The 12,988-nt window shown below is 36.7% G+C and carries 16 protein-coding genes; 7 read left to right on the top strand and 9 right to left on the bottom strand.

Features of this window, described 5'->3' with window-relative positions:
• The first annotated feature begins 122 nt into the window (after positions 1 to 122).
• The 6 genes from EPL05_RS21815 to EPL05_RS21790 all read left to right on the top strand — a co-directional run bounded on the left by EPL05_RS21815 (position 123) and on the right by EPL05_RS21790 (position 2,644).
• A complete protein-coding gene (locus EPL05_RS21815) occupies positions 123 to 638 on the top strand; it encodes a DUF945 domain-containing protein (protein ID WP_262708210.1) in 516 nt (171 codons plus the stop codon).
• Between the two features lie 122 nt (positions 639 to 760).
• A complete protein-coding gene (locus EPL05_RS21810; RefSeq protein WP_128536114.1) occupies positions 761 to 1,171 on the top strand; it encodes a hypothetical protein in 411 nt (136 codons plus the stop codon).
• A 5-nt stretch (positions 1,172 to 1,176) separates the two neighbouring features.
• Positions 1,177 to 1,509 (top strand): penicillin-binding protein, encoded by a 333-nt coding sequence (locus tag EPL05_RS21805; protein ID WP_128536113.1) that lies wholly within the window; start codon positions 1,177 to 1,179, stop codon positions 1,507 to 1,509.
• Entirely contained in the window at positions 1,506 to 1,865 is a 360-nt protein-coding gene (locus EPL05_RS21800) for a hypothetical protein (RefSeq protein ID WP_128536112.1), read from the top strand. The genes EPL05_RS21805 and EPL05_RS21800 overlap by 4 nt, the downstream gene beginning before the upstream one ends.
• 18 nt (positions 1,866 to 1,883) lie before the next feature.
• Positions 1,884 to 2,291, top strand: a complete 408-nt coding sequence (locus EPL05_RS21795) for a hypothetical protein (protein ID WP_128536111.1) — start codon at positions 1,884 to 1,886, stop codon at positions 2,289 to 2,291.
• Between the two features lie 83 nt (positions 2,292 to 2,374).
• The gene (locus EPL05_RS21790) at positions 2,375 to 2,644 is read left to right on the top strand and encodes a hypothetical protein (protein WP_128536110.1); all 270 of its coding nucleotides are present in this window, start codon (positions 2,375 to 2,377) and stop codon (positions 2,642 to 2,644) included.
• A gap of 296 nt (positions 2,645 to 2,940) precedes the next feature.
• Here the strand turns inward: EPL05_RS21790 and EPL05_RS21785 are convergent, their stop codons facing one another.
• The 7 genes from EPL05_RS21785 to EPL05_RS21755 form a co-directional block, all read right to left on the bottom strand.
• Positions 2,941 to 3,777, bottom strand: coding sequence for an Eco29kI family restriction endonuclease (locus EPL05_RS21785; protein ID WP_128536109.1), 837 nt, complete (start codon positions 3,775 to 3,777; stop codon positions 2,941 to 2,943).
• Positions 3,774 to 4,937, bottom strand: a complete 1,164-nt coding sequence (locus EPL05_RS21780; RefSeq protein WP_128536108.1) for a DNA cytosine methyltransferase — start codon at positions 4,935 to 4,937, stop codon at positions 3,774 to 3,776. Before EPL05_RS21780 ends, EPL05_RS21785 begins: the two co-directional genes overlap by 4 nt.
• Positions 4,938 to 4,990: 53 nt before the next feature.
• Positions 4,991 to 5,644, bottom strand: coding sequence for a hypothetical protein (locus tag EPL05_RS21775; protein WP_128536107.1), 654 nt, complete (start codon positions 5,642 to 5,644; stop codon positions 4,991 to 4,993).
• A complete protein-coding gene (locus tag EPL05_RS21770; RefSeq protein WP_128536106.1) occupies positions 5,631 to 6,320 on the bottom strand; it encodes a hypothetical protein in 690 nt (229 codons plus the stop codon). Before EPL05_RS21770 ends, EPL05_RS21775 begins: the two co-directional genes overlap by 14 nt.
• A 1-nt stretch (position 6,321) precedes the next feature.
• On the bottom strand, positions 6,322 to 8,823 hold the full coding sequence (locus EPL05_RS21765; RefSeq protein WP_128536105.1) for a sensor histidine kinase: 2,502 nt from the start codon (positions 8,821 to 8,823) through the stop codon (positions 6,322 to 6,324).
• A complete protein-coding gene (locus tag EPL05_RS21760) occupies positions 8,813 to 10,042 on the bottom strand; it encodes a DNA cytosine methyltransferase (RefSeq protein ID WP_128536104.1) in 1,230 nt (409 codons plus the stop codon). Before EPL05_RS21760 ends, EPL05_RS21765 begins: the two co-directional genes overlap by 11 nt.
• 171 nt (positions 10,043 to 10,213) lie before the next feature.
• Complete coding sequence (locus EPL05_RS21755) at positions 10,214 to 10,900, bottom strand: HhH-GPD family protein (RefSeq protein ID WP_128536103.1); 687 nt, start codon at positions 10,898 to 10,900, stop codon at positions 10,214 to 10,216.
• Positions 10,901 to 11,080: 180 nt separating this feature from the next.
• On the opposite strand from EPL05_RS21755, the gene EPL05_RS21750 reads away from it, so the two are divergent.
• Entirely contained in the window at positions 11,081 to 11,932 is an 852-nt protein-coding gene (locus tag EPL05_RS21750; RefSeq protein ID WP_317127897.1) for a DUF6602 domain-containing protein, read from the top strand.
• A gap of 30 nt (positions 11,933 to 11,962) precedes the next feature.
• Here the strand turns inward: EPL05_RS21750 and EPL05_RS21745 are convergent, their stop codons facing one another.
• Together EPL05_RS21745 and EPL05_RS21740 are read right to left on the bottom strand one after the other, a co-directional pair.
• A complete protein-coding gene (locus EPL05_RS21745; RefSeq protein WP_128536101.1) occupies positions 11,963 to 12,187 on the bottom strand; it encodes a helix-turn-helix domain-containing protein in 225 nt (74 codons plus the stop codon).
• A gap of 170 nt (positions 12,188 to 12,357) precedes the next feature.
• On the bottom strand, positions 12,358 to 12,585 hold the full coding sequence (locus EPL05_RS21740) for a helix-turn-helix domain-containing protein (RefSeq protein ID WP_128536100.1): 228 nt from the start codon (positions 12,583 to 12,585) through the stop codon (positions 12,358 to 12,360).
• Positions 12,586 to 12,988: the final 403 nt, after the last annotated feature.

Below are 12,988 nucleotides of genomic sequence, written 5' to 3'. Positions count from 1 at the left end.
AGCGTTGTCACCGCAAACAACATCATGCGGATAAGTTACGTCTGGGAGCTGGATGCCCTGAAAGGGGCACGTCCAGATCTGTGGGGAAGGTTGAGGGGCGACCCTTGACCTCACCCTAACCCCTGAATGCCGCCCTCGGCAGCCATAGCAATGCCATCAAAATCCGTCATACCTCATCGGCCAATGACCGAATTAAACAGGCCCACACATTAATGGGTATCAGCAGCAATTTATCTGAAGAACTGGGCGGGCTGTTCAATCATTGGACGCAGGTTCGTATCACTGATACACAGGTTAAAAAACTCGTGCAGATCGCGATGGCACCGAATAAGGACGTATTACAAAAATTGCATAGCGGTATTACCGACGAATTGTCAGCCAACTATACCAACATTTGCGACAAGGTTTATGAGTATGCTTTCGGCAGCCCGAACCAGCAGCTTGACACAACAGCGGGAACGCTTTTCGGCGCATACAATGCCGTAACCGGCTATTTCCAAAACGTGCGAAATTACAAGGACGACGAAACCAAATTCAAATCCATCATTGAAGGCACAGCTAAATTACGGGGACAGACCGCCTTTAACCTTTGCCGCCTGTTCGAACAGCACGGAGCAGATGTCCTGCGCTTTAACTAATCCATCTGCAGGGGGAGCAATCCCCCTGCTTTAAATTTTTGATACGATAACCATGAAAAGATCGGACCACCCAACAGACTACATAATGATACTCGCTGACACTGCCAGCGAATGGGACAATTGTGATTTTTGCCATTATCGCAATAACAGCGGAATGGCGCACCTGGATGCAGCAGCGGCTGATTAAGATAGAACGCTTCGGAACGGATGAAGAATTTTGCAGCCTCCGGTACTGGGATAGTTCAGCAGAATATTATCAGAATAACCATGAGAAAGAAAACGGGATACCTAAAGAAATGCTCAATGACGACGAAGTGTGGTGTTTTGTCACACTGTATGAAAGTGAACTCGAGAATCTGACACCGCCAGAAAGCAAACTGGACACATTTATGATGACCGTTTACCCTTACGGAACGGCAATGTTCAATGCCAGTGGTAAGCATACCGCCGAAGAATACTGGACGGAAGCTTTTGATATCTCCCAACTTATCGATCCCCAAAATTTTATCAATAAATCAACTACAAAAAACTGAATAACATGACACGCTCAAACATGCATATCATCCTGACCAATGGAAAGAAAATGAAATGCGTTGCTGACAGCAGCAGCGCGCCCGAACAAGGATACATTATAGAAAATCTTATCCTCCCGCTTTTAAAAGTGCGCAACCCGGCAGGAGAACTGAAATTGTTAAAAGAACATTGCACCATGGGGGAACAGCGGATAAATGCGGATTACAGGTATGAGATCAACCTCCTCACCGGGAAAGTATCATTTTTTTTAGAGAAATATGATTTTGGAAAGGACAGATTTGAAAGAGGTGATGATATTACGGAGCGATATGACGAATATCTCGTAATGATAAAATGATGATAAAAGAAACTATGATATTATTGAATGAAGACTACAACATGTCGCCAGGGAAAGTGTCCGACAATATATCACCCGTTGAGTCAGCGCTGGAGAATGACAACAGGGAAGGTGAATTTCTTAAACAATTGATCAGCCGGGGCAATTTGCTGGAGGCCAAAGAGGTTAGCCAAATGCTTGTTACGGAACAAAAAGGTTTAAAGCGAATATCCATCCTCATCATTTTAAGACAGTTGTACAAAAATCTCATGCTGCCGGAGGCCGAAAAGATTTTGATAACTGAAAATCTCATAAACAGAAAAGTTGCCGTTTCGCAGGATAGGACGAGGCGCAATATGGTAAGGCGAATATTTTAGCGGAACAAACTATTTGCCTTGCCAGAAATCCGTTTAAAATACCCGGAATACACGGAGGTAATGTTACTAAAAGACATTAAGCCGGGAAAGTCGAAAGTGAAGCGTCATAAAAAGAAACCTGTAACTGATTTAAGAAGAAGCCAGTTGCAGAAAATGGCGTTGAAACTTCAACTTGACAATCTGGATGACACACAGTATCATAAATTATGCAACAGGATCGTAATGCTTCAAAATGCACACGATTACCGCAAACCTATTCCATTAGCTGTTACAATTAACAGGCAAACATTGGTTTACTCCTTTAGCTGGCAAACGAGAGAAAGTGTAGTTAAATATTTTGTCAGTCTTGCCAATTCTAAAGGGATTACCCATGAACATCTGGATGAAAAACATCGGGAAATGGTGAACTCAAATTACAGTTACTGAATTTAAAGGGTTTCCTGAAACCGGCTGTGAAAATCAGCCGCTTATTTAAAACTAATTAATAATCTATTTTAATAAATTTGTTTATGAATTCTACATTAATGCCAACCAAGCAGGGACAGATCTGCAAAATCACTTCAGATATTGCGGATATGGAGCTAGAGGACGTTTTTATCGTTACTGAGAATGCCGCAGAATTTGATAATGACGACGATATTTTGGTAGTAAACCTAAAAGAATTACAGCGCAATCAGAAGAATCCTGATGTTGCTGAACGTATCAGTGTCCGCAAGGAAGAACTGGTTGTTGTAGCGGAGGATTTAACTGCTTATATACAATCGTGGAACTTAAAATAGCACGAAATGGAAATTGTTCAAGCAAATCGCAGTTTCTGGAAAGAAAATGAATACTCTTATTTACGTGTGGTTGAAATTTCCGCAGAGGAACTTAAACTGTTAGTAGACAAGCTGACAAGATCAGACATTATAGAATGGCTGATGTCTAATGACCGGAACGGTGTTTACAGCGATGAATCGTCGTTGCGGGAGTTTGGTCAGGTCATGTCGTTTGAGGAAGGCGTTGAAATAATGTTGCGGCAGGTAGAAGAAAACAGGATCGCGAGAACTTTAAGGATTGTTAATATTATATACAATTATATTTGCTTCAGTTCATCAAGGAAACTTAGTAAAAGTGAGTCTAAATCCGGAAATGCCGCATGGATCTTAAAATGCTGTTCTAATTCCTGTTCCACCCGGGCAGGTGTTTTGGCATCCTGCAATTTGATGTCACTTGCCCAAATCCGCCCAGGGTGGATAGTATCCCAGGGTGACCTTTTATTTGACCGGGTGACCGCAGCGTCTCCATGTTTGCCTAATCCGTAAACCAACTGCGTCTCGCTATTCCAAATCGGATGGAATAAGTGAATCAAATAATCCTCAGCAGCCGTTTCCCAACCGCTTTGAACCACCAAGGCCCTGTATTCAAAATCATTAATAGATAACGAGGTTGTCGCCTTGCTGATATTTTTAAAATGTTCAATCAGGCGGCTGCTTAGTTTCTCTCCCTGCTCCGAGGGTGTACGAGCATTTGAAATCGACGGTGCTGCCTGCCCTACGTAAATCGGTGTTTCAGAATTAGCTATCGGTTGGTAAGGTGGAAAATTACCATTATAATAAATTGCATAAACTCCCGACCCATAAAAACGCGATATGTTTATCATTGGTAACCGTGATTGGGCAACTAACGCTAAGGAAACAAACCTTCCTACGACTTTTGGATTACTCGGGTCAAATAATGAAGTTGGTTGCCTAATAGGATCAAGATCATTTAAAAGTCCGCCCAAATCTGATATCACTTTACGGATATGCGTTTCCAATACTTTGCGCGCACGCGGGGTAAGGGATTGGCTTTTCGCCTCGAGATGGAGCTTATTAAGGTTTTCCTGAATTTCAGGGAGGATACCAGCAGATCCAGTAAGTTTCTTTATCATGCGGTTGCTTTAAGAATATTTGCAACATTTAATCCTACTACATTGGCAAGTTCTACCGGTACTGCATTTCCAAGCTGCCGCATAGTTTCACCCCAAGATCCATGGAAAAGGTAGTTGTCTGGGAACGTCTGTAGCCTAGCACTTTCCCTGACTGTGAAATATCTAACACTGCCATCAGGAAAGGCTACCATGTTTTCTCCTCCAGGTACCCCGTGAACTCCTGCTTTTAATGTTTTTGCCGGTTCATCAAGCGGACTGCCTGTATGTCCAGGATATGTTTTCGCACCGGGTTGAAATCGATGGTCAGAAAAACCATTATTTTTATCAGCGTTTTTTTCCGGATCCGGAAGCCCTCTTATAGCGTCGCGTATCGTTAGCCAAGGAAGGGTAGTCGGCTTTTGTTCGAGCTTTACAGCCCGTTGTTTACTTCTCAAATTTATTACTCGGGAATCTTTGGTAACATTATGGCGATCCCAGTAAATACCATCATTAATCTGGCTCCAAATAAGCGCATCCTGAGAATGTGTTTCTTCTGGAAAACTCCATTCAACTCCAAGGTCATCACGGAATCCCACAAAAAATACCCGCTCACGCTTTTGAGGGACACCGTAATTAGCCGCATTAACCAACCGCGTGACAACATTGTAGTGTAAATCTGTACGTATGCCACTTGTGTGATGTTTTTCTAGACGTTTTAAATGGTCTGTCCAATCCTCGTTTATATTACAAACAAGATTGGGATGCTCCAATTGTAACTTAATATATTCAAAGTAATTTCTGAAAGTATTTCTTGTCAACCCCTTAACATTCTCAAAAATAAAGGCTTTAGGCTGCGTCTCTCTGACAGTACGAATTGCCTGTGGAAACATGTCCCTTGAATCATCATAGGCTTGGTGTTTTCCACCCAAGGAGAATGGTTGACAAGGTGGTCCACCAGAGACAAGGTCTATTTTCCCAGCAAAATTTTTAAAATCAACAGACTTAATATCACCTTCAATTAAAGGCCAGGATTTAACAGCATTAATATTTCTGTTTTTGTTTTCACGAATCGTGTCACAGCAAAAACGATCCCACTCAACAACCTGGACAGGTTTGAACCCAGCTAAATGAAGGCCAATTCCTAATCCTCCAGCCCCTGCAAATAATTCTATTGATTTCATCTTAATTTATTAGATCTCGGCATTTTATATTATAAAGAATTAGCGATTTACTATTACAAATATTTCATGTCAGTTTTCAATTCCAATAACAGGTCTACCAAATAATTTTTGATTGATTTATCCCAATGCATATCTATAATCACCTCGCTCATAGCAGCATTGATTACTTGTTGCATTCCCAAGTACATAGCCCTAAAGTTATAATTTATACTATATAAAGTTAGGCCATTAATGAACGCTTTTACTAATATATTTTTGTAGTATTCAAGATGCTCTTCTTCAAAGCCTTTTAAATATTCACTATCCAAGTCTCTCAAATACGCGATGTGATTCCAGTCAGTGGGCATATCTCCAAATCCAAGGAAGGATTTTAAAGCGACATTGTGCCTTACGTTTTTTATAAAATCTATCGATCTACACGAAAGCAGCATAATTGATAAATCAGCAAATAATACTGACGCATTAATTATATCTAAGAACTTATACTTCTCACCATCTTGAAGCAAATTGCCGCACAGGACTGAACTGGTTCCGTGACCTATAAATATTACCAGCTGTATTTCATCATCAATTTCCAAATACTTGCCGTAAGCTGGCTCAAATTGAATGATGTTTTCGAATGTTTTTAAAAGAAAATCAACAATAGGCCTAAGAAATTCAACGGAATCATCTATAGGAAAAATAAGTACGGTTTTATAGGCCTGCATCAATTTTCGCGTAGTGTGCTAAAGTCAATTCAAACATTTCTTCTAAAATTGATGAAGCATCAGAACTATTGGAATCAATATGATCTGCGAGCTGTTGTAAAGAAAATTCAGAAAATTTCGGGGAGAATTTTTTAATTTTAATCTCCTGAAGCTCATATTCACGCAATTTTGCTGGGAATATATCATTTAAATTTCTGTGCTTCAAAATTTCAATAGCCTCATCTTTAAAAGACTTGTCAAGAAATCTACTAATACCATAGCCAATAATTTTTGACAACTCATTAACCTTGTCAGTTTCCGTTTTATCCCCGTTTGTGAATATATCTCTAACAATCTTATCCCTTTTTCCTGATATGAGAAATATAGGACAAGTTTTAAATTTAGGAATTTCGCGAAGTTTTGATATTAAATAAATGCCATCAAAAGAAGTTGTATCACTATAATATTGATCAACAATTATTAATCCCGGACTTAAAGTCAAAAATTCCGTTCTAATTGCAGCCAATACATTGTCAACATTGGGATCTTTATTGTCGTCCCAATAAGGTTTTGCTATGGGGTTAATATATCGGGTAGTAATATTAATATGTTCGTTCGCTCTTAAATGATCAGAAATATTAGTTAGAACACCCGTATGGTCTTGAGAATCATCTATCAATAATAGTCCCTTTGTCATGTTAATTAAAGATAAGATTAAATGTAGCACCCTTAAGCTGTTTACCATTACCTGCGAATCTTACATCGCCATACATTTCACCCATTTTTCTCTTTACAGAATATAAGCCAATTCCTGAACCTTCTACATCCGTTTTTGAGCCAAGTTGAAATAATAAATTTGGGTTATTGACAAAATCTTCTGCGACACCTTTTCCATTATCACTAAATGACAAAATTAATTGACTGCCTTTAACAATAGCTTCAATTAATATCTGATCAGCATTTGCCTTCACAGAGTTAGATATTAAATTGTCAATAACAATGGATAAATCTAATAAGCTTAACCTTGTAATAAACTCTGATGTCGATTTAAATTCTATTTTAATCTTATCTTGATATGCAAAACTGTAAGTGGTTATGTACTCCGAAACAAACTCTACGACGTTTACTTTTTTATTTTCCTGATCGGCTTTGAAATTTGATTTAGTAATGAGCTTACTAAGTTTCATCACTTTTTCAACGATGAACTTTATGTGGCTTATTTCTTCCAACAAGACTGCATCATCCTTTAGTCCAGACGCAATTTTACGTATCAAAGCTTCCAGACTCGCATCGATGCCGATGGCAGAAACTTTTATGCTATGAATAAGTTCTTCGGCATCATCACTTAAAGTTTTTCTCGTTGCATTCAGATAAGTATTTTTATCTTTTTCATATTTTAAAGAGGTTTCAGCTGTCACCTTAGCTTTTTGCGCTTCTGCTGCTCGTTGCTCTGCTTCCTTTCTCTTAATTTCCTCTTCCCGACGTTGAAGTTCTTTTTCCTTAGCTTCGATTTCAGCAAGTTTTCTTGCTTCATCGGCCTTTTTTCGCCGGTCCTCTTCTATTTTTCTAGCCTCCTCTGCTTTTCTAGCATCTTCCTGAGCTTTTATTCGTAATTCTTCCTCTTCAATAGCACGCCGCAGAGCATCTTCCTTTTCCTTCAATAAAGTATTATACTTTTTTTCAGCCTGGGAAATTTGATCTTTAAAATCCTGATCGTTAGTCTTATCGGCAATTTTTGTTAAATCCCTGAAAACTTCAGGCGGAATATTATCTAATTTTTCGTTGATTATATTGACAAGATCTTTATTATAAGACAAAATTTCTACGTCTTTATTGTCAGCGAGTTTTTTTATTATATCACCGAGAAGATAGCGTCCGCCGACTGATTTGGAAATGACTGAAATATCATCACTCTCCTTATCTTCCCTTAAATTAGAATCTATAGAATAAGCCCATTGAACATCTACCACATATCTTTCCAGTCTTTTTAAACATTTATCATAAAAAGAAGCTATAAGTTGGGAATACCCTTCAGTTTCAACCAATCCACCATCCCTACTCGAAACTTCTTTAAATTGTGGTGAGTTGTCTGTAAATAATTCGATTCTCCCAAGTAAATCACGGGAGCCAAGCCTACCTTTAAACTTTTGTTGATGCCTTTGGTCAATTCCCAAACTATCATCTCCAGAATTTCCGAAAGGATAAACTCGGAATCCATTTTTAAAAAGAAACACAGATCCAAAGTTAACTGGCTGTAAACCCATTTGTCGTGAGAAATTATTCTTCGCAGAAGTGTTTAGAAAAAACAAATGGAAAATGACGTCCTCTAATAATGAGTACTTTTTATTTTGTTCCCGGATTTCATAAATTGGGGTTCCACGATCAATTAAAATTGTAGTAATCCAGTCCTTTTTAATAATGGTTTTTATCTGAGTTGTTTTAACATTTAGTGTTTCAAATATGAAATTCTCAATTCGGCCATTAATCCTATCCCTTAAAAACTCTTCTTTTAAATCAGCCTTTTCTTCACGTTTACAAGTAATATCTATTGAAAATGGATCATTATTTTTTTTATCCAGTGAACCAAATGGGTTAATAAGTTTTTCTAACGAATATTTTAAATTTTGTAATTTTTGACGTGGCCATGGAGTCTGAAGGCCCATGATTTCCAATACAGTACCATTTTCAATTTTCAACAAAGGGTATTTATCTAATGTGTCATGATCAACTTTGATGTTGACAAATTCTTCTTTAGAGTCCTCTTCAAATTTCCCCCAATCAATTTTAAGTTGCTCAATCGAGTTTTCACCAATCTTTTTTGTTGTTAATACTAACGATAAACCTAAACGATCACAGGAAAATCGGCCGATTCCCTTTGCCCCAGCGTAATATCTTTTAGCTTTTATCTTTTCCCGGTAATCTGAATTTAGATCTTCAAATTCTTCATCCTCTTCGCCATCACGCTTTGCCGAGTAGGCTACGAATAACCATTTTTCTTTGATGTCTTGAAGGGACATACCTTTACCCGTATCTAAGATAATTATCTTGTCGTCTTCAAATGTAATAGATACTTTATCAGCATGTGCATCATATGAATTTTTGACAAGTTCAAAAACAGCGATAAAATCATCTGTGATTAAGTCTTTTCCAATAATATTCTTTAAGCCGGAACTAATTCGAAATTCAAGTTCATCTGCCATTTAGCATCGTCTTTAATGCAATACCACTTTGCTCGCCGAATAAAGGGGGTATAGCGTTTCCAATTTGAGTATATCTTGGAACTTCCATCACACGAGCCTTTCCACCAGTCGTATATTTTCCTTGAATTTCATAAGTGTCCGGGAAACTTTGAATTCGAGCATATTCTCGTACTGTCAAAATCCGCGGTTCACTATAATGTAAAAAATCATCAGGCAAAGTTGTTATTGTTGGGGCTTGATCTTTGCCATCCAATGGGATAATTGTCCGTTTTTTAATTTTATACAGGTCTTTAAAAATTTTACTTAACGTTTTGCCTTTTGGCGCATGTTTAATTATAAAGGTGAAACGGTCTACAATCGGCTGACTATGATTAGCAAAACGGTGACTGTCTGGCACTTTTTCAAGACCTATCCCGCCACGTAAGTATTTTTGATAATTGCTATTAACCTCGGAATAACGACCAAAACTAAAATTTTTATCGGTTTCCAATTTTGTGGTTCCATTCTTATATAATAAATCAGAAATTGCCTCTTCTAAAGGAACGGAAACTCTTAAATCTTTTGATATTAAAAATGGCGCCCGGTTTTCTCGTATTTTTGTAAAGAAGAGTTCTGCATTTATTTTATTTTTAGTAGCAATATCATTTCTTACACCAACTAATATAAACCGACATCTTTTTTGTGGAACTCCGTACTCACTAAAATTGATTAACTCTGCATCAACATCATATCCTAAATTTTCCAGTTTAGAAATAACGTAGTCTGAATATCTCTTTCCTTTAGAGCTATTTTTATCGAACTCCAGCGTAAATCCCTTAACATTTTCAAAAAAAAGAATTTTTGGCTTTACAAGTTCAATAAACCGGATATAAGAATTAATTAATTTATTCCTATTATCTTCTTCATTCCTTTTACCAGCAGTCGAAAACCCTTGACAAGGAGGGCCGCCTGTTACCATGTCAACTTTATCCCGAAGTTTCATCAAATTTTCGGAATGCATTTTTAAAATATTATTGATATCGTGTGCTTCAGGGAGGAGCCATTTAGGCCATTTGAAATGATTTTTCTTTTCGATCAAATTATGCCTCAAAGTGTCAAAGGCGAATGGGCTTTTCTCAATTGCGAACAATCCTTTCCATCCAGCATTGTGAAGGCCAAGGGAAAGGCCACCGCAACCAGCAAATAAATCAATGTAATAAAGGTCTTTTTTTTTTAGCATATAGACATAGGATACCCTATTGCTAATATAATTAAGATTTACAAATCAATAAAATAGTTAAATTATTGATTTGTAGTAACTTATTATTTAGTAAATTCTTTATTCGCCAAATTAGCGCATAAAATCATCATTAAAAGTACATTAAATTGTAATGATATACTCATTATTAATTCATTCCTGATGACCATCTAAATCTAGATTATATATCTTTAAATGATACTGACAGGTTTTCTGAAATACGCAAATTGGACACTTCGGTTTCCGTGATTGACAAATTAAAGCTGCAAAGTCTAAGATCGCCCAATTTATTTCCTTGGACTTGATATGATCTACAACCTCACGAGACAAGAATTTCAGATAAGGATCGAACCGGATATCTTTTAGTTTGCGCGGGCCAAAATAACGTTCTAATACCCTTGCCATATTAACATCAAGTAGTGGAATATTCCGTTTAAATACTAGTAACTCTACCGCGTTCGCAATATATTGACCCATTAAAGGGATTTTTTCAATTAGAGAGCGTTCGTTAGGCAGCAACACATTATTTTCTACCATTGCTTTTGCCAGGGCTTTTAGCCTCTGCGCGCGTTGCCTATATAATCCAAAAGGAAATAATAAGTTTTCAATATCACATATATTACTATTATTCAAACTATTCCAATCTGGATATCTTTTGAAAAATATGTCGTAATTTTTTGAAACGGTTTCTGCTTTAGTGCGCTGCAACAACACTTCGGAAATTACGATTTGATAAATAGATAGACCGAGAGCTCTCCATTGAAACTGCCGTGCATTACTCTTAAACCAACTTAATATAGTTAGTTGAAATAATCTGATTTCTTTTTTGGGTGGTTCCACATTTTAATAACAAGCGGAAATAGACTTAGTTTAACATTAATTTTCGTTGATTTCTGTAACCTTCTAATCGAATATTTTTGAAAATTTATAGCAAAAAAATAATAGAGTACTGATAGAAACTCATATAAGATTGATTTTTTCATTTCAAAAAATTATATAATAAGCATAACTTAGTTTGCTATTAATGAATATTATAGAACTCTTTTAAATGACAGCATACGGAAAGGATTATCAGATGCAAAAAGTGCAGAAAAAATTGATCATCCCCTATTGATTGGCGAATTGAGGGAAATTGTTGTTCACAACTTAATTGAGCCAATGCTTACTAACCAATTCTCAATAGGCACGGGGAAAGTAATTGATTACAATGGCGCTGTTTCAAAACAAATTGATATTTGTATATACAGTAAAAACTTACTACCACCAATATTCTTCCCATCCAAAAATAATCTTGCTTTATTTCCATTTGAGTCTGTTTTAAGTTGCATTGAAATTAAAAGCAGTTTTTCAAAAAAAAATATCATAGATGCCTATAATAACTTTAATTACATTGAACGGAACTTATCATTAACAAGTGGGCTTCATGATGAAAATCATAACCCACAACCACAAGTAGTGGTAAAACCACATTATCGCCTTTTTATATTTGATACAAGTCAAAAAAATTATTCCCAAGAAAGCTTTTTAAATACCTATAAATTAATTGATCCAAATTGGGATTCGGAACCTCTTATAGCCCATGTTTGCCTCGTAGGTAAAGGCTCATTTTGTTTTATAGATAAGGGATGGATTCATAAGAGTTATGATGGGATTAATAATATTCATGAGGAAAATATAAGCTTCTTAGGAACTGTTGTCCAAGACCTACCTAGAACTGAAGGAAGTAGGGGAATACCTAGAATTGGGTATTATTTAAGTGATGCCTATGCCACGGATAAAATAGTTCAAGGTAAACTAAATATAAGACCATGGACTCCCGGAAAAACGGTTTTTAAATTAAGCCCATTTCCAAATCCAATAAAGATTAAATAATTATTTCATAAATTTAAGTTTTAGTGCCTATTAAAATTCCATCAATTCTTTTAAAGAAATTTCTAACCCTTTCGAGAATTCGACCATAGTTAAAATAGTCATATTGATTTCACCCTTTTCATACTTCCTGATATCGGCATGATCAATATCGCACTTTTGAGCAAGTTTCCTATAGGATAAATTTTTCTTTTTGCGCAACTCAAGGAGATTTTTACCAAACCGTAATAAAAACTTTTTTTGCTCTTCGCTGGCCATTCACTTTATTTCTAAAGCGAAAATTGCCTTTTAAGCATTCATAAGTGTGGGGATATATACCTACATTGGCGCTTTCCATACTTTAACGATGAACAGAAAACAGATAGTCTATAGCATCGCCTTACTATTGCTTTGGGTTGCAGTAGCTTTAGCAATCCATTTCAAAGTAGTTAAATCGTAAAATCCAGCAATTTTTTTGGGTCAAGTTCCAAGCCTCTAGCAAGTTCAATTATACTTGATAACTGTAAATTTGTTTTTCCGTTTTCAATTTTAGAAATCTTACTGCTATCTAATTCACATTTTGATGAGAGATCTCGTAATGATAAAGATTGCCCTTCACGCAGAGATTTTAAATGCCGTCCAAATTTTTCTTGTAATTCTTTATAATTGCCTTTCAATCTGTAAATCTTAGTTTTTTGAAAAGACAAATAATTTTTAAATTAATTGTGGTCTTTTAAGTCCACAATTAACAAAAAAGATTATATTTGTTTTGCGATACTTCATCGAAAGAAATTGAAGCAATCGCTTTTTTGTCTCGTCTTAGAAACCTGAGAAATTTTAAAGCCGCGAGACGGTAAGTGATTGCCCACGCCATAGGTGTGGGCTCTCTTATCGTGGCGGCACTTCTCAGGGCCTCTAAGACGGTAAGTTGAGTCCACGCCTATGGTTTTTTTGCGTTAACTTGATATTCCGGGGATGTTGACCACCTGATTCCGTGGCAAAGTGACCAGGCGATTAGCTGGCGAACGATAGCAGCGAGAGCTGTAAAAGCGTTTTCAAAGTTAGTTATTAAAAGTGGTT

Source organism: Mucilaginibacter gilvus, from assembly GCF_004054195.1.
In the GTDB taxonomy this organism is placed as follows: Bacteria; Bacteroidota; Bacteroidia; order Sphingobacteriales; family Sphingobacteriaceae; genus Mucilaginibacter; species Mucilaginibacter gilvus.
Note: the sequence above shows the minus strand (reverse complement) of the source record. Positions and strands in the feature narration are given on the sequence as shown.